Source organism: Streptomyces sp. NPDC048734, assembly GCF_043198675.1.
GTDB lineage: Bacteria > Actinomycetota > Actinomycetes > Streptomycetales > Streptomycetaceae > Streptomyces.
Genome location: NZ_JBICUZ010000012.1, coordinates 1 through 15,935 on the forward strand (window position 1 = coordinate 1; position 15,935 = coordinate 15,935).

General features: G+C 74.1%; 11 protein-coding genes and 1 pseudogene. 6 read left to right on the plus strand and 6 right to left on the minus strand.

Features of this window, described 5'->3' with window-relative positions:
• Window positions 1-255: 255 nt before the first annotated feature.
• Window positions 256-1,374, plus strand: a complete 1,119-nt coding sequence (locus tag ACGFQC_RS27185) for a PP2C family protein-serine/threonine phosphatase (RefSeq protein WP_363093031.1) — start codon at window positions 256-258, stop codon at window positions 1,372-1,374.
• Between the two features lie 234 nt (window positions 1,375-1,608).
• Here the strand turns inward: ACGFQC_RS27185 and ACGFQC_RS27190 are convergent, their stop codons facing one another.
• The 3 genes from ACGFQC_RS27190 to ACGFQC_RS27200 all read right to left on the minus strand — a co-directional run bounded on the left by ACGFQC_RS27190 (window position 1,609) and on the right by ACGFQC_RS27200 (window position 4,038).
• A complete protein-coding gene (locus ACGFQC_RS27190; protein WP_363093030.1) occupies window positions 1,609-2,178 on the minus strand; it encodes a TIGR03086 family metal-binding protein in 570 nt (189 codons plus the stop codon).
• A 266-nt stretch (window positions 2,179-2,444) separates the two neighbouring features.
• Complete coding sequence (locus ACGFQC_RS27195) at window positions 2,445-3,200, minus strand: alpha/beta fold hydrolase (protein WP_363093029.1); 756 nt, start codon at window positions 3,198-3,200, stop codon at window positions 2,445-2,447.
• 472 nt (window positions 3,201-3,672) lie between these two features.
• The gene (locus tag ACGFQC_RS27200; protein ID WP_363093028.1) at window positions 3,673-4,038 is read right to left on the minus strand and encodes a hypothetical protein; all 366 of its coding nucleotides are present in this window, start codon (window positions 4,036-4,038) and stop codon (window positions 3,673-3,675) included.
• A 172-nt stretch (window positions 4,039-4,210) separates the two neighbouring features.
• Between ACGFQC_RS27200 and ACGFQC_RS27205 the strand changes: the two genes are divergently transcribed.
• Together ACGFQC_RS27205 and ACGFQC_RS27210 are read left to right on the plus strand one after the other, a co-directional pair.
• Window positions 4,211-5,443 carry an aminotransferase class V-fold PLP-dependent enzyme gene (locus ACGFQC_RS27205; RefSeq protein WP_393288800.1) on the plus strand — a complete coding sequence of 411 codons (1,233 nt, stop codon included), beginning with the start codon at window positions 4,211-4,213 and terminating at the stop codon, window positions 5,441-5,443.
• A gap of 222 nt (window positions 5,444-5,665) precedes the next feature.
• The gene (locus tag ACGFQC_RS27210) at window positions 5,666-6,433 is read left to right on the plus strand and encodes a GNAT family N-acetyltransferase (protein ID WP_363093033.1); all 768 of its coding nucleotides are present in this window, start codon (window positions 5,666-5,668) and stop codon (window positions 6,431-6,433) included.
• A 124-nt stretch (window positions 6,434-6,557) separates the two neighbouring features.
• Here the strand turns inward: ACGFQC_RS27210 and ACGFQC_RS27215 are convergent, their stop codons facing one another.
• The gene (locus ACGFQC_RS27215; RefSeq protein WP_363093027.1) at window positions 6,558-7,016 is read right to left on the minus strand and encodes a hypothetical protein; all 459 of its coding nucleotides are present in this window, start codon (window positions 7,014-7,016) and stop codon (window positions 6,558-6,560) included.
• Window positions 7,017-7,304: 288 nt separating this feature from the next.
• Entirely contained in the window at window positions 7,305-10,313 is a 3,009-nt protein-coding gene (locus ACGFQC_RS27220) for a family 16 glycoside hydrolase (RefSeq protein ID WP_363093026.1), read from the minus strand.
• 737 nt (window positions 10,314-11,050) lie between these two features.
• Here ACGFQC_RS27220 and ACGFQC_RS27225 point away from each other — a divergent pair.
• Window positions 11,051-11,359 (plus strand): annotated as a pseudogene (locus ACGFQC_RS27225) (MerR family DNA-binding protein); the annotation flags it as partial.
• A 93-nt stretch (window positions 11,360-11,452) separates the two neighbouring features.
• Here ACGFQC_RS27225 and ACGFQC_RS27230 read toward each other — a convergent pair.
• Complete coding sequence (locus ACGFQC_RS27230) at window positions 11,453-11,968, minus strand: trypco2 family protein (RefSeq protein WP_393288851.1); 516 nt, start codon at window positions 11,966-11,968, stop codon at window positions 11,453-11,455.
• Here ACGFQC_RS27230 and ACGFQC_RS27235 point away from each other — a divergent pair.
• Both ACGFQC_RS27235 and ACGFQC_RS27240 read left to right on the plus strand, forming a co-directional pair.
• Entirely contained in the window at window positions 11,868-13,604 is a 1,737-nt protein-coding gene (locus ACGFQC_RS27235; RefSeq protein WP_363093025.1) for a serine protease, read from the plus strand. The two genes, ACGFQC_RS27230 and ACGFQC_RS27235, sit on opposite strands and share 101 nt — an antisense overlap.
• On the plus strand, window positions 13,601-15,886 hold the full coding sequence (locus tag ACGFQC_RS27240) for a tetratricopeptide repeat protein (protein WP_363093024.1): 2,286 nt from the start codon (window positions 13,601-13,603) through the stop codon (window positions 15,884-15,886). Before ACGFQC_RS27235 ends, ACGFQC_RS27240 begins: the two co-directional genes overlap by 4 nt.
• The last annotated feature ends 49 nt before the right edge of the window (window positions 15,887-15,935 follow it).

Below are 15,935 nucleotides of genomic sequence, written 5' to 3' on the forward strand. Positions count from 1 at the left end.
GCCCCTCCCAATCGTCCACTGCGTCACCGGCCCAGCACTCGCCGGCCCGTCTTCCCCGCAAGGGCGCGCCTACCCCCGACCACGCCGACCATTCCTCGAAATTTCCGCGGGATGGCTCACAGAAATTTCCACCGCGCCCCGCCGACCACCGCGGCCACCGCTTCTTGCCGACCACCGCGTCCGGCCGGGCGCGCGGGAGCGGCGGACGAGTGGCGGACCGATACCCGCCCAGCTCGTCCCGATATGATCGAATTCATGATCAGATCAGTACGGCCCGGACGCCGCCACCGTCCTCCCCACGGCGGGCAACGGCAGGCCGTGCTGCTGTCCCCGGTCCTCGTCACCGTCCTGATCGCCGGTCTGGCGTTCTCCACTCCCCGGGAGATCGCCTTCAGCCGCCTCCTGCCCGCGGCGCCCGCCCTCGCGGCAGCGGTGTGGCCGGTTCTCCCGACGGTCCTGCTGGGGGCTTCATGCCTTCTGATCATGATCGGCCTCAGCTTCGTCCACTCCGATCTGGGGACGCCGTACACGGTTGCCGCGATCGCCGCCGTCACCCTCGCCGCCGCCTACGCGAGTCATCTGCGACTCCAGCGGGAGGAGACGCTCTTCCAGGTCCGGCTCGTCGCCGACGCGGCGCAGAAGGTGCTGCTGCGCCCGCTGCCGCACCGCCTCCACGACATCGAGATCGAGTCGCTGTACCGGGCGGCCCAGGAACAGGCCCGGATCGGGGGCGACTTCTACGAGGTCGCCGACACTCCGTACGGGGTCCGCCTGCTCATCGGCGACGTGCGCGGCAAGGGCCTGTCAGCGGTGGGGGCGGCCGCGGCGGTGATCAACTGCTTCCGGGAGAACGCCCACGACCAGCCCGACCTGAGGGGCCTGGTGCGCCGCCTGCAGATCACCATGTCCCGCTACAGCGCCGCGATCCCCGCCGACGACGAGCCGGAGCACTTCGCCACCGCGCTGATCGCCGAGATCCCGAACGACGGCGGGCACGTCAAGATCCTCAACTGCGGGCATCCACCACCGGTGTTCGTACGCGGCGGGCGGATCGACGTCCTCGAGCCCACCCGCCCCTCCACGCCCCTCAATCTCTCGGGACTCCTCGGGGACCACTATCACGTCGACACCGCGCCCTTCTCCCCCGGCGATCAGATGCTGCTCTACACCGACGGGGTCACGGAAACCCGGGACCGCGCCGGCGAGTTCTTCCCGCTGCCGGACTGGGTGGGCCGGCACGACGCGGCCCCGCCCCGTGAGCTGCTGGACGAGCTGCACGCGGACCTGCTCCGCTACGGCGGCGGCAGACTCGATGACGACGTCGCGGCCCTCGCCGTACGCTGCCGCCCGCGCGCCGCGACCCACGCACGCTGACGCGCTGTCCGGGCACGGGGCGCCCCGGGCGGGTGTGCGTGGCACCGCCGCCCATGAGGACGACGCCGAGGTCTTCGCCGTGCTCCGTCGGCGTCGCCTCGGCACGCTCACGCGCGGCGGCGACGGCGCCGGACGGGCCCTCGCCTCGCGCGGAACCGGCGACCGTCGGGGCGTACAGTGTCAACGACCCGAACACGGACGGGACTTGACCCGCACGCCGACCGGCTGCCGCTCTCAGCGCCGCCAGGGCACCGGCCGGCCCAGGAACGCGGCGAGCCGGTCGATGGCCGGAGCCGTCTCCGCGACGGGTTGCGGCTCGGCGAAACGACCCGTTCGCGACGAGGAGGGGAGCCGGTCCCGGGCGAACGCCAGGGACTCCTCCGCCAGGTCTTCGGGCAGCCGGGCCGGGATCCCGGTGGCCTGGGCGAGGTCCCATCCGTGAGCGAGCAGGTCGTACAGGCGGATCTGCAGGCGCTCCGCGCCGGTGGCACTCCCCAGGGGACCGTGGAAACCGCGCTCGAGCACTCCGTTCCCGGCGAAGGCGGCCCGCAGGGCGGCACCGGAGGCCCGGTAGGCCGCCACGGGGTCGTCACCGAGGGGGTCCGCCCCTCGCTCGGGCATCGGGCCGCCCTCGATCATGGCGGCGAACACCAGGTCCATGCCGACCAGATGGCGGACCACGTCGCGCACGTTCCATTCGGTGCACGGCGTCGGTGCCTCCCACTGCTCGGGGCGGATCCCGGCGATCAGGTCGCCGACGGGGGTGTACGCACGCGCGAGACGGTCCACGGAGACGGTAGTCATCCGCGCAGACTACGGCGTCAACGGCCCGTCCACCCAGGGGTTTCGCGCGGGTCCGCCCGAGGGCTTCGTGGCGCTCCGCGAAGGCTTCCGGGTCGGCCACCGAGCCGGTCACTCGCCGAGCCGGTCACTCGCCGAGCCGGTCGGTCACCGGGCCGGGAGGACACCCGCGAACGCCTCGTCCCCGGCGGGTGCCGGGGACGGGCGTGTCGAGCGCGGTCCGCTTCACGAGCGGCCGTCGACGAACGGGGGCTCGGTCGCTCGGTGCGTCAGGACGCGACGAAGCGGGCGATCTGGCCGAGCACACTCGTGTCCGCGAGGAACCCGATGTGGGTCGTGCAGAGCACGTTGTTGTTGGCCGCGCCGTCCAGCCGGGTGCTGGTGTACGGCAGGATGATGCCGTCGCACGCCGAGTACCACGTGGCGTACCTGGTGGTGCCCGGCGTCTCGTCGCCCGAGGTGATCTGGGAGATGAACGAGGAGCCCGGGTACATCTGCTGGCACGTCGTGTAGATCAGGCAGGCGCCGGCGAACGTGGTCCCGTGGTTGGCGCCGGCGATCGAGGCGAGGTGGCTGACGCTGGTGTTGCCGCCCAGCACCTTCAGGTAGTACTGGCTGACCAGGCCGCCCATCGAGTGGTTGACGATCGCGACCTTGCTCGCTCCGGTCCGCGCCTTCACGTTGTTGACGAAGGCGGCGAGGCCCTGGGCGTTGGTGATGTTGTTGCCGTAGGAGTCGTACTCGTAGGCGAAGAGGTTGGAGCCGGCCCAGCCGTTGAGCCGGAAGACGCTCATGGCGGTGACCCAGTTGGACGCGTCGCCGGTGTATCCGTGCACGAAGACGACGGGCGTGCTGGTCGACAGCACTCCGGCGGTCGTGTCCGACGACTGCGCCACGACGGCGGTGCGGGCCGCCGCGGTCGCGGAATCGGCGGCGCCGGCCGTCGAGGCCGAGGAGAACAGGGTGAGTGCGGCCGTGGCGGCGGCGAGAACGCCGAGAAGCCGATGTGGGGAACGACGACGCATGGGGTCTCCTGACAGGGGTGCGGGGTTGTGGGTGCCTGACCCGACCAGAGTCATGGGGAGGGACGCGGGCGCCATCGGCTGAATCACCAGTGGCCCGGTGAGCGTCCGCAAGGTCGCCTGTCGGCCACCGGTCACCAGTCACCGGTCACCGGTCACCGGCCCGACACCGTCGCCGACGGCGTGGTTCGTCCCCGAGACCGTCCGGGAGCCCGGCGGAGCGCGCCGGATCCCGGCGGTGGAGCCCCGCGGTGGAGCCCCGCGGTGGAGCCCGCTGTCCGGCCCGAGCGGTCGGCCGCGTCACCGCGTGGTCACCGGCGGTCCGGCATCGCCGTCGTCACCTCGCCGCGGCCTTCGCCGCACTGCGGCCGGTCCCGTCCGCGCGGCACACCACCGGGCCGGACACCCACACCGCCGAGCCGGCACACCACCGGGCCGGACGCCCGCGCCACCGGGCCGGCACTCCACGGTCCCGTCACGGCCCCCTGACGGACCGGCCTGCGGCAGCCTCGTGGCGCCGGGCCGCCCGGGGCCGCCGCGCACCCGGGCCCGATGCGCGGGTGGGCACGGCTCGCACGGCGGAGTCCGGGCGTTCGCGCTGCTCGGCGGTCAGCTCGCAGGACACCCCCGCGATCGCCTCGTCCAGTTGCTCGACCGTGCTGACGCCGACGACCGGCGTGGCGGCCGGGTTCCCTCCGGCCAGCCACGCCGGCACCACCCGGTTGCGGTTCGTGCCGGTCTCGGCGGCGGTCTCGTCGAGCGCCGCGAGGCGGCGGACGGTGCCGGGGTGGTCGTACTCCGCCGGCAGCGGCCTGTCCGCGCGGGTGTAATACCCGCCCAAAAACCTGCCCGCGGCGCCGCAGGCCCCTCCCGCCGCGGCCTCGTCGGCGCCCCCGGCGCTCCGGCGGGGCCTGGGACCACCGTCTCCCCCACCGCCGTACGACCGCGAGGCGTGGGTATCGTGACGCGCGTCCCGGCCGTACGGCCGTCCGGCAGCCGACGTCAGGATCCACGTGACCGAGACCCGCGCACCCGCCCCGCCCCGTCCCCTGCTGCTGGCCGACGGCCGGGACGCCGCGTCGGCCTGGACCCTCGATCCCGGGATGCGGCACCTCAACCACGGCTCGTTCGGGGCGGTCCCCCGCGTGGCGCAGGAGCGGCAGAGCGCGCTGCGGGACGAGATGGAGCGGGCCCCGGTCGTCTGGTTCCCGCGGCTGCCCGGCCGGATCGCCGCCGCCCGGACAGCGCTCGCCGGCCACCTGCGGGTACCGGCGCGGGACCTGGCGGTCGTGCCCAACGCGAGCGCCGGCGCGAGCGTCGTGTACGCCGCGCTCACCGCGCGTCCGGGCGGCGACGTCGTGGTCACCGACCACGGCTACGGCGCCGTCACCATGGGCGCCGCGCGGCTCGCCCGGCGCTGGGGCGGACGGGTGCGCACCGCCCGCGTACCGCTCGACGCCGACGCCGGGCAGGCGTGCGCGGCGGTGCTGTCGGAGGTGGACGAGCGGGTCGCGCTCATCGTCCTGGACCAGATCACCTCGGCCACGGCACGGCTGTTGCCGGCCGGCCGTGTCGGCGAGGAGGCGGCCCGGCGCGGCATCCCGCTGCTCGTGGACGGCGCGCACGCCCCCGGCCTGCTGGCCGCGCCGCTGGAGGGCCTGGTCTGCGACGTCTGGGTCGGCAACCTCCACAAGTGGGGGTGCGCGCCGCGGGGCACCGCCGCTCTCGTGGCCCGCGGTCCGCTGCGCGGGGAACTGCGTCCGCTGATCGACTCCTGGAGCGCCGCCGAACCCTTCCCGGACCGTTTCGACCAGCAGGGCACGCTCGACGCGACCGGCTGCCTCGCGGCTCCGGCGGCACTGGACTTCATCGACGGCACCTGGGGCTGGGACGCCGCCCGCCGGTACATGGACGAGCTGGCGGAGTACGGCGCCCGGGTGGTGGCGGACGCGTTCGAGGCGTCGGGCGGCCCGGCGGGGCCGGTCGACGTCGGGATGCCCGTGCCGGGGATGCGTCTGGTCCGGCTGCCGGAGGGGCTGGGAACCAGCCGGGTCGAGGCCGACGCCCTGCGCGACCGGGCGGCCGCGGAGCTGGGCGTCGAGGCCGCCTTCACCAGCTTCGGGGGAACCGGTTACCTGCGCCTGTCCGCCCACGTCTACAACACTCCGGGCGACTACGAGTACTTCGCCGACGCCTGTGTGCCCGTCGTCGGGAAGTGGGCGCAGGAGGCCCGCGGCCGGCGCTGACCCCCGCCGCCGGGCGGGCGGCGGGGCGGCCGGTGCGCGGGCGGAGGGCCGGCCGGTGGCGGACGTCCGAGGAGCCGAGGGATGTCCCGGCGCGGCTTTGCCGGGACGCCCGGCCCGTTCCGGCGGGCGGGTCGCGGTCGTTGTCCCGTGTGAGGGTGTGCGGAACACTCGACGACCGAAGGAGCCAAGGTGACGCTTCGCGCTGCTGCCTCTGTCGAATCGATGGAGCAACTCGCCATTGTCTGGCGGGCCATGGTGCTCGACCGGGACGCGGACGCCGACGTGCGGGATCTTCCGGGGATCGCCGTCCGCTGGGCCGACTGCCGCTTCGCGTTCTGGAACTGCGTCACGTTGACCGAGGTGGGGGTCGGTGCCGCGCTCCTGGAACGGCGTCTGGCGGAGGCGGCGGACATCATGCGCTCGAAGGAGCACCCGGGCTTTCTGTGGCTCTTCGAGGACCTCGTCGACGCCGGGGCGCGCGCGGACCTCGCGGCCGCGGCCGAGCGGGCGGGACTCGTGCACGCCTTCCCCGGCACCGGCATGGCCGCGGACCTGCTCCCCCTTCCCGAGCCGGCCCATCCGGAACTCACGTTCGTCCGTGTCCGCACCGACGAACAACTGCGCTCCTACGCGGACCTCAACTCGCGTGCCTACGGCTTCCCCCTGGCACACGGCCGCGACGGGCTCGCCGGCTCCGTGCTGTGGAAGGAGAAGGTGCACGCGTACCTGGGGCTGCGCGGCGACGTCCCGGTCACGTGCGCCGGGGCGGTGGAGGCCGACGGCCGCCTCTTCGTGATCCTCGTCGCGACGGACCCGCGGTGGGAGCGCAGGGGCTACGGGGAGGCCGTGACGCGCAAGGCGCTCCACGAAGGCGGCCGGGCCACCGGACTGACCCGCGCCACCCTGCACGCGACCGTCGCCGGCGCTCCCGTGTACCCGCGCATCGGCTTCGAACCGAACTCGCCCCTGCACTTCTACAGCCTGCGGTGAGGGGTCCCTGCCGTGTCCCGGTGCGCGCGGCTCCGGCGGCGCCCGGCACGCCCGGGAGAGGACGAGCGCCCTCCCGCCACGGGGTGCCGGTGGCCGCCGGGCGCGGCGTGGGCGGGCAGGCCGGTCAGGGGCGGCCGTGTCGCCCTCGCGGGGTCTCCTCGGTCCGCTCCGGCGTGCCGTCTTCGCTCGGCTCTCGAAGTCCGTCGGCGTCACCCGCGCTCCGGGCGGTTTCCCGCGACGCCGCATCGCGGGCGGTCGAGGATGCGGCGCCGGCGGCGAGTTCCGCCCGGACGACGTCGTCGCAGGCCGGGTCGTACACGGCGTTCGGGGCGGCGGCGGCGAGCAGCCGCTCGAGGCGTTCCCACTCCGCCAGCTCCGCCCGGCCGCGCTCGTCGTCGGCCACGGGCTCGTGCCCGGACTCCTGGCGGGCGAGGAACCGGGCGTCCTCGAGGGCTCGCGCGACTTCCACCGCGGTCATCCCCTCCGCACGCCGGCGTACCGAGCGCCGGCCGATGCGGGTCGGGTCGGCCATCTCGCGGAACGCGGCCGCGCGAGCGGCGAGGGGACGGCGGGGAGTGGTCATCGGGGCCTCGTCTTCATGGAGCGGGAGGAAAGCGGCCACCGCCGGGCCGCGGTACGACGGCCCGCCGGACACGGCCTGCGGCAGACCCGCATTCTCGCGTGGCCGGAGCCGGAACTCCACCGGCCGGACGAGGCGGCCGGCGGCCGCTCCGGTGACGGCGCCTGCCCGTCAGTCCGGTGCGCCGGCGCACCGGCGATGCCGCATCCCCCGTTCCCGGTCCCCGGCGACCGCGGTCGGCGGCGGTTCCCGCCGTCGCCGACCGCGGTGGTGCCGGGGACCGGCGTCGGGTCAGGTCAGCGGCTGGATGCGGATGTTGCGGAACCGGACCTTGTTGCCGTGGTCCTGCAACCGGATCGCTCCCGCCGCGGCGGTCTCCGGCCGGCCCGAGGCGGTGGGGCCGTCGAGGGTGATGTCGTCGTGCACCTTCGTGCCGTTCCACACCACCGTCACCCGGGCGTCGGCGGTCTTGCGGCCCTCGGCGTCGTGGCGGGCGGCGCGGAAGACGATGTCGTACGTCTGCCAGGTCTCCGGCGCGGTCGCCGCGTTGGTGTCGGGTGGCTTCTTCAGGTAGATCGCCCCGGCCTCGTTGCTGTCCGGGGAGGTGTCCCCGAAGGAGTCGAGGATCTGCAGTTCGTACCGGTCCTGGAGGAAGACGCCGCTGTTGCCGCGGTCCTGGCCGGTCACGTCCGGGGGCAGGAGCGGGACGCGGAACTCCAGGTGCAGGGCGAAGTCCTGGTAGGCGTCCTTGGTCCGGATGTCGCCGCAGCACACCTCCATCGACGCCTCCCCGGCGAGCGGCCAGGCCGTTTGCCGCCCGTCCGTGTGCTGCCACCGGTCCTGCGAGGCGGCGGTGCCGTCGAAGAGGGTGACGGCGGCGCCCTGGGGGTGCACGGTGATGAGGTCGAGGTTGACGTGTCCGGTGTCGCCGGGGTCGTACCGGTAGGAGACGGTGTTGGATCCGGCTCTCAGGGTCAGGGGCTCGGTCCGGGTGGACCAGGTGTCCCAGTCCCCGGTGGAGGGCAGTGGCGTCTGCCGCACCTTCTCCCCGTTGGCGTACAGCGAGAGGGTCTTGGTGCCCTGGAAGGGGTTCGGGCCGTTGGAGTAGCGCAGGTTCACGTCGTAGGTGCCGGCCTTCGGGACCGTGACGTCGAACGTCGTGGCCACCTCGCCCTCGGTGGCGTAACGGTCGACGAAGCCGCTGCCGGAGTAGCCGGCGTGGTCGGTGTTGATGCCCGCCCTGCCGGTGAGCCGGGCCTCCTCGGCCTCGTACAGGGTGGCGGGAGGGGGCTGCGCCCCGGGCATCGCGTTGAGCGTGTACCAGGCTTCGGTGCTCCACAGCGTCTCACCGGAGGCGGAGGCGAAGGGGCGCGGGGAGCGCACGTGCACCACGTGGCCGGGCTTGAGGCCGTCCAGCAGCAGCCGGACGGTGCGGCCGTCGCGCGAGAGGGTCGCCGAGCGTACGGACAGGCGTCGTTCGGCGATCTTCGGCCCGCCGTAGTCGGCCGTCGGCGTGTAGCGCCACTGCTCGGCCCGGTAGCGGGCGGCGAGGTCCGCGGCGGTCTCGGCGGACAGCGGCTGGGTGTACGTCAGGTCGAAGCCGCCCGGTACGGCCCGCATGGTGCGGATGTCGAAGGTGTTGCCGCCGTTGGGGGTCAGTTTCTGCAGGCCGAACCTGAGTTTGCCCTCCTGGCCCCAGTTGCCGTCGGCGCCCAGGCCGCCGGCGTAGACCGCTCCGTCGGGGCCCGTGGTGATGCGGTTGACCCCGGCCTCCAGGCCCTGCGTGTAGCGGAAGACGGCGCCCTGGTAGGCGCCCTTGACCTTCTCCAGGTAGGCCCGCTGCAGGCCTCCGTAGGTGACGTCGCCGATGAGCATCTGCCCGGCGAACGGACCCTTGGTCACGTACAGGGGTGTGGAAGGGGAGTTGGCGATCTCGTTCTGCGGCAGCCACAGCACCGGCTGGGTGACGGGGGAATCCTCGAAGGGGCCGACGGGCTCGGTGTGGTGGTTGAAGAAGCGGTCCTGCCCGATCTGGACCAGCTTCGACGAGGGCAGCCATCCGCCCTGGTTGTCGGTGGCGAACAGGCCCCCGCCCGGGCCCCATCCGATCCCGTTGGGGGTGCGCAGCCCGCCCGCGACGGGGCTGGTCCGGCCCGTCCTGGCGTTCACCTTGTACGTGGTTCCGCGGCCGGGCGCCGGCTGCGGGGTGGTGGTCGCGCCGCCGAGGTCGATGGCGACGGAGAGGTTGACGTAGAAGAAGCCGTCGCGGTACAGCAGACCGAACGCGAACTCGTGGAAGTTCCCCCCGTACGGCCAGGTGGCGACCGTACGGTACTCGTCGGTCACCTCGTCGCCGTCCCGGTCGACCAGCCGGGTCAGTTCGTGCTTCTGCGAGACGTACAGCGCGCCCTCGGCGTACTTGATGCCCATGGGCTCGCGCAGCCCGCTCGCCACCTTCTTCACGGTGACCTTGTCGCGGCTCGTCGCGCCGGTGACGTGGTCGAGCAGGTACACCTCTCCGGCGGCGTTGCCGCTGCCGCCCCACGTGCTGATGGCCAGGCGCCCGTCGGGCAGCCAGTCCATGCCGCTGACCTGCGGCTGGAAACCCTCGGGGCGCAGGTCGGTCAGTGTGAGGTCCGGCCGCACCGAGGTGAGCGGCAGGCCGTCGCCCGGGGAGTCGCCGCTCGCCTCGCACTCCTTGCGTCCCGGTGCCGTCACGCGGACGACACCGGCGTCGGTGCTCAGCGCCTCGGGCGGTACGACGGTGAAGTCGTCGGCGCCCGGCGGTTTCCAGGCGAGCCGCAGCTGCTGCCCGCCGTCCCGCTCGAAGTGGTCGATCCGCAGGGGGTGCGGCCCGGCGGTGAGGTGGACGGTGCCGTCCTTGGGTTCGGCGCCGTGGAGTCCGTCGTGGTCGATCACGGTGGCGTCGTCGAGGGCCAGCCGTGAGCCGTCGTCGCTGGTGAGCCGGAACGTGTACGACCCCTCGCGCGGGGCGACCAGGTAGCCGGTGGCCTCCGTGACGAAGTGGTCGTCGAAGCCTCCGAAGTCGGCGGTCGTGGACCAGTCGATCGTCGGCATGAGCTTGTCGTGGTTGGGGGTCTGCCCCGGTTTGAGGGTGCAGATCTCGTTCAGCGGGGTCTGCACGTCGTACACGCGGAGCGTGACTCCGGGCTCCTGCTGCGGGATGTCGGCGGGCGCGGCGGCGGCGGTCGGGACGCCCAGGGCGCCGCCGGCGAGGACGGCCGACGTCAGCAGCGGAATGAGGAGTCTTCGGGCCCGGGGGAACAGGCGTTGGCGCATTGGTCCTCCTGAACTGGGGACCGGACCGTGCCGGATGTCGCTCCGGTCTACCGCGGTAGGGGCTGCGGGTTCCGCCGCAAAGCTAAGGGACTTCCGCTTGTCATGTCCATACTTTGTCATCGATGCGGTCAAAGTCCTCCGCTCCACCGGCGCCACGTCCGGCCTCTCGTCCGGAGGGTGGCCCGACGGGTGCGGCCCCACGGGTGCGGAGCCGCTGAACTCGCCGTGCCGTGAAGCCGGTTGCCCGGACATCGGGCCGGCGCCGGCGTCACCCGCCCTGTCGGCGGGCCGGCTGCCGGGGGTCGGGGGTCGGGGGCGGAGAAGACCCCGCCCCGGCCACCGTGGTCACGGACCGGTTCGCGCGGCCGGGCCCGGGTTCCGATTCGCAGGCCCCGGTGCACCTGCGAGCCCGTCCGGACGAGGTCCGGCAGTGGGTGGGGTTCCTTCAGGTCCTCGCTCTCACGGTGGCAGGAGCAGGCGTCGCCGCGGTGCGGGAGCCGTCGGTCGCCGTCGGGGACGGCGACTCCCGCGCGTGCGGCGGTGCGACCGCCGAGGGGCACGAGCCGGATCCGCGGCGGCAGCCACCTCGCCCGCGGTGCGGCGAAGCCGGACCACTGCTCGCCGGGCCCGCCGTCGCAGGTGGTCTCGATGGTGCGCACGGAGCCGCGGTCGAGGTGACGGGTCTCCACGAGGACCGGGCCGCGGCGTGAACCGCGATTCGGGTCGAGGAGGAGCCGGTGACCGATTCGCTGCCGGACGCCGCCGAGGTCGCGGGGCGGACCGGGTCGGCGCCCCCGGCGTCGCGGTTCCACGAGAAGAAGGGCCTGATCGCCGGCGGGGGACGCGACGGCCTGCGCCGTGCCCACCACCCGGACGCGCTGGAGCGCCTGGCGCTGATCGTGTGCGCGCGCGGCGCCGGCTTCTCGGTGGCCGGGATCGGCCGGTTCCTCGTGGCGCGGCCGTCCGACGCGGATCTGCGCACGGGCACGGCGGCCAGGACCCGCGACCTCGACGAGCGGATCGGCCGGCTCACGCGACTGCGCGACAGCCTGCGGCACGCGGCCGCCTGCGGCCACGAACCGGTCGTCGACCGCCCCGACTTCAAGCGGGCCGTCGGCGAGGTGCCCCCGCCGAGGTGGTCAGCGGGCGCCTCCGTCGTTCCGCTCCGACGCCGCCCGGTCCCCGTCGCGGCTGACCGAGACCCGTCCTCCCGTGCTGGTCTCGGGCTTCAGCTCGACCTGGACCTGATGGGTCGTCTGACGGTCTACCGATCCGCCGAGTTCGGCCGTCACCACGCCGATGCGCACTCCGCCGCGGCCCGTTCCGGAGTGGTGTACCTGCACGGTGAACGTCAGGCTCACCTTCTCCACGGTGAATCCCAGGGCCCGGCCCTGCGCCTCGTCGCGGGCCCGCTCCAGTTCGCCCCGGATCTGGCGAATCACCTCGGTCAGCCCCACGAATCCCGGCCCGTCCGTCAACTCGCCACCCCCATAAGCTCGTTGATCTCGTGTCACCCCAGTATGCGACAGGACCGAGCGCTCGTATAGTCGTGGTATGGCGGCCGACGGGGGTGTCGATGATGGTTCGTCACTTGAGACGCCTTGCTGGGCGGTGCGCATCCGGCGGGCGGACGGGAGGATCGCGGGCGCCGGCATCCTGCTGAGCCCGGACCGGGTCCTCACCTGTGCGCACGTGGTCGAGGACAGGAGGGCGCGGTACACCGCGGAGTTCGTCGGAGCGGCGCCCGGCCGCGCCGTGCCCTCGGTGACGGCGTGGGTCGACGGGGACGCGTACGTGCCGAACACCCGGGACGCCGACGGGGATCCCAGCGGTGACGTGGCGCTGCTGCGGCTGGAGCGTCCGAGGTCCCCCGGCGAGACGACACCGCTGTACCGGCTCTCCGCGCCCGACCGCGCGGTGCAGATGTACGGCTTCCCCTACGACCACAACGGCGGCATCTGGTTCCGGGCCAGCATCGTCGGCGGTTGCGGCCGCGACGGGCAGGTCCAGCTCAGTCCGACCAGCCCCGGCGAGCTCGCCAGTCCGGGATGCAGCGGCTCGGGCGTGATGGACACCCTGACCGGAAAGGTCATCGGGATGCTCCTCAGCGGGATCGGCGACCGGCACGGGAACCTGTTCTCCTTCATGAGCCCGGCCGAGACCATCGTCCGGCACCTGCCCCAGACCGACCGGTGGACCCGGGGAAGGACGGCCGTCGACGACCGGCTCAGGTCCACGCGCAAGGACGCGGCGGAGGCCCTGCTCGACGAGCCGTTCGCCCAGCGCCTCGCCGACTGGCTCCAGAACGACGGACAGCAGGTGAAGATCAGCCTCGTGCCGGCCGGCGACGCGGTGCGGGCCGCCACCCTGCGCCGCGCCATCACCCTGGCCGACCGGGAGTTGCGCACCGCGGCCTCGGTGAACCGGGCTTCCCTCGACCCGCCCGGCACCGTCCCGTCGGCCGGCGGTCACGACCTGGCGGTGGACGCGGCGGGGCTCACCTCGGCCCGGATCGGGGAGCGGATCGCCGAGCGCATGGGGCTCTGGCAGCATCCGGCCGACCCGGTGGCCGATCGCATCAGGGCCGCGGACGTCACCCTCACCCTGGTCGTCGTCGGAGTCGACGAGGCCGCCGACCCGCCGGCCCTCCTGGACCTCCTCAAGACGCTGCGGGCCAAGGGCAGCCGCCTGCTGCTGGTCTTCCGCACCGCCGACGCGACCTACCACCGGGCCCGGCACGAACTGGTCGTCGAACCGGAACGGGAACGCCGCGCGCGTCTCGTCGAGCGGCTGGAACAGATCACCGGCCCCCTGGCACGGACCCTGCGCCGGCGCATGGCGGCCGTACGGGACGAGGGCGTCCGGCCCGCCGACGCGGACCTGGTGAGGGCCCATGCCGCACTGGCGGCGCTCAGGCGCGCGCAGGACGGCGACGCCGTACCGCACCAGGACCTGGTCCGGTACGAGCGGCTCGCCGACCGGGTCGCCGCGCGGATGGCCACGGCCATCGGCACCCTCGACCGGCTCCGCGAGCGGCGGGCGGAACTGGACGGCAGGCTGCGCGGCTACCACGTCCTGCACCTGGACTCCGTGCAGGGCGAGGAGGAGGACCTGGCCCTGGACGCCCTCCGGCTCCGCGCGCACGAGCTGCTGCAGGCCAGGCCGTGCGACGTGCGGGCCGCCGAGGCCGCCGTTGCGGCCTACACCCGCCACGTCGACCGCGGGACCTCCGGCGGACCGGGCCGCAAACAGGGACAGGAACAGGAACAGGGAGGTGCCTCCGCGTCATGACATCCCCACCGGCGCCGTGCCCGAGACCCGACTGCGCGGGCGGCGTCATCATGGTGACCGGCTTCTGCGACACCTGCCACCGCCGGACGCCCGGCAGGACCCGGGTGGTCCCGGCGCGGCCCGCCGCCGCCCCCGAGGCGCCCGCGCGCCCGCCGGCCGATCCGGCCGCCGACGCGCTCGACAACGACGGCCTGCTGATCCTGCCGTACGTCCCCTCCCCGGATCCGTCCGAGGCCGCGCCCGCCACCGCCAGCCCGCCCACCGGAGGCCGGCGCTGCGGCGTCGACAACTGCGCCGGCACCATCGGCGTCGCCTACGCCGGCGGCCCCGCCCTCACCCGCGGCTACTGCCCCCAGTGCGGCCGGGAGTACTCCTTCGAACCGAGGCTGAAGCCCGGCGACCGGGTCGGCGGACACTACCGGGTGCTCGGCTACCTCGACGTGGGCGGCATCGGCTGGGTCTACCTGGCGGAGGACACCAGGGTGCCGGACCTGCACGTCGTCCTCAAAGGGCTGATCAACACCGGTGACGCCGTCGCCCGGCGGTCGGCCGTCGAGGAGCGCCGCTCGCTCACCACGCTCCACCACCGGGACATCGTGCGCATCGTGACGTACGTGCGGCACCAGGAGCCCGGCGAGACGGAACCCACCGGTTACCTCGTGATGGAGTACGTGGGCGGCCGCTCGCTCGACTGGATCCGGCGCGCCCCCGAAGAGGAGCTGGCGCACCTGTTCGGCGGCTCCTTCGGCATCGGCCACGTCATCACCTACGGCTGCAAGATCCTCGGCGCCCTGGAGTACCTGCACGCCCAAGGGCTGCTGTACTGCGACATGAAGCCCGACAACGTCATCCACTACGGGCGCGACATCAAGGTCATCGACCTCGGCGCCATCCGGCGGACCGACGACCGCACCTCCAGCCTCGTCTACACGTCGGGGTACGCGCCGGCGAAGCCGGAACGCGACGAGCGCGGCTTCCACATCGACACCGACCTGTACACCGTCGGCAAGACGCTGGAGACCCTCGCCGCCCGCGCCGAGCCGGCCGCCGGGCTGGCCGCCCGTTCGTTCGACGCGCTCATCAGACGCGCCACCCACCCCGAGTGGGCGGCCCGGTTCGGTTCCGCCGCCGAGATGTCCCGCCAGTTGTGGGAGGTGCTGCGCGAGCACCGGGCGCTCAGCGGGCACGAGCCGTACCCGGAACGCTCCACCCGGTTCGAGCCGACGGCGGCGGTCTTCGGCGCGGCGCTCGGCACGGTCCCCGCGCCGGCCCACTGGACCGGGCGCTCCGGCCCCGGGGTGCCGGAGCTGCCGGTCGGCGCGCCGGATCCCGTGGACACCGCGCGGGCCCTGCCCGTGCCGATTCCCGACCCGCACGACGCGGCCGCGGTGCTGCTCGGCGGTCTCGTGTCCGGCAGCCCGGAGCGCATCGCGGAACGGGCCGAACAGGACCCGGCGCTCGACACGGTGGAGACCTCGCTGTGGCTGTGCCGTGCCCATCTCGACGCCGGGGACACGGACCTGGCGGGGCGGTGGCTCGACCGGGCCGGCCGGCAGAGCGGTGCCTACGACTGGCGGATCTACTGGCACCGGGGCCTGCGATGGCTGACGATCGGTCAGGTCCAGCGGGCGGAGGGCGAGTTCGCCGCCGTCTACGCCTCACTGCCCGGCGAGTCGGCGCCGAAACTGGCCCTCGGTTTCTGCGCGGAGCACCTCTCGGCCGCGGAACGTCAGACCGAGGCCTACTACGAGGCCGTGTGGCGGCGGGACCGCACGCAGGGCAGCGCGGCGTTCGGGCTCGCCCGGCTCCATCTGCGCCGCGGGGACCGGGCCCGGGCCGTCGCGGTCCTCGACGAGGTGCCGACCACCTCGCGGCACTACGACGCCGCGCGCGTCGCCGCGATCCGGGTGCTCACCGGCCGGCTGGACGCCTCCGGGCCCACGGTGGACCAGTTGGGCGACGCGGACCGGCGGCTGGCCCTGCTCGAGGAGCACCTGTCCGGCAGCGGGACATGGCACCGGCTGCTCGCCGAGGTCCGCGGCAGCGCCTTGGCATGCCGGCCGCCCGACGGCTGGGGGCCCGGCTTCCCGGCCGGTGACCGGTTCGGTCCGGTGGACACACCGCGGGCTCTGAGCGCGCTGCTCTCCCGCTCGCTGAAGAGACTCGCGGACCAGGCGGGTGACGCCGCCGAGCGCGGTGACCTGCTCGACCGGGCGTACGCGGTCCTGCCGCGGGCCGCCGGCCTGCGGGAGGTGCTGCACGGATGGCGGCGGACGCCGTGAAGGAGCAAGGCCCGCGGGCGGCGCGCCGGCGGGTCCGGAGCGGGCCCAC

Excerpts from the sequence above, each read along its gene's own strand:
- ACGFQC_RS27185 (WP_363093031.1), top strand. The coding sequence starts at position 256 with ATGATCAGATCAGTACGGCCCGGACGCCGCCACCGTCCTCCCCACGGC.
- ACGFQC_RS27190 (WP_363093030.1), bottom strand. The coding sequence starts at position 2,178 with ATGACTACCGTCTCCGTGGACCGTCTCGCGCGTGCGTACACCCCCGTC.
- ACGFQC_RS27195 (WP_363093029.1), bottom strand. The coding sequence starts at position 3,200 with ATGCGTCGTCGTTCCCCACATCGGCTTCTCGGCGTTCTCGCCGCCGCC.
- ACGFQC_RS27210 (WP_363093033.1), top strand. The coding sequence starts at position 5,666 with ATGGAGCAACTCGCCATTGTCTGGCGGGCCATGGTGCTCGACCGGGAC.
- ACGFQC_RS27215 (WP_363093027.1), bottom strand. The coding sequence starts at position 7,016 with ATGACCACTCCCCGCCGTCCCCTCGCCGCTCGCGCGGCCGCGTTCCGC.
- ACGFQC_RS27220 (WP_363093026.1), bottom strand. The coding sequence starts at position 10,313 with ATGCGCCAACGCCTGTTCCCCCGGGCCCGAAGACTCCTCATTCCGCTG.
- ACGFQC_RS27235 (WP_363093025.1), top strand. The coding sequence starts at position 11,868 with ATGGCGGCCGACGGGGGTGTCGATGATGGTTCGTCACTTGAGACGCCT.
- ACGFQC_RS27230 (WP_393288851.1), bottom strand. The coding sequence starts at position 11,968 with ATGCCGGCGCCCGCGATCCTCCCGTCCGCCCGCCGGATGCGCACCGCC.
- ACGFQC_RS27240 (WP_363093024.1), top strand. The coding sequence starts at position 13,601 with ATGACATCCCCACCGGCGCCGTGCCCGAGACCCGACTGCGCGGGCGGC.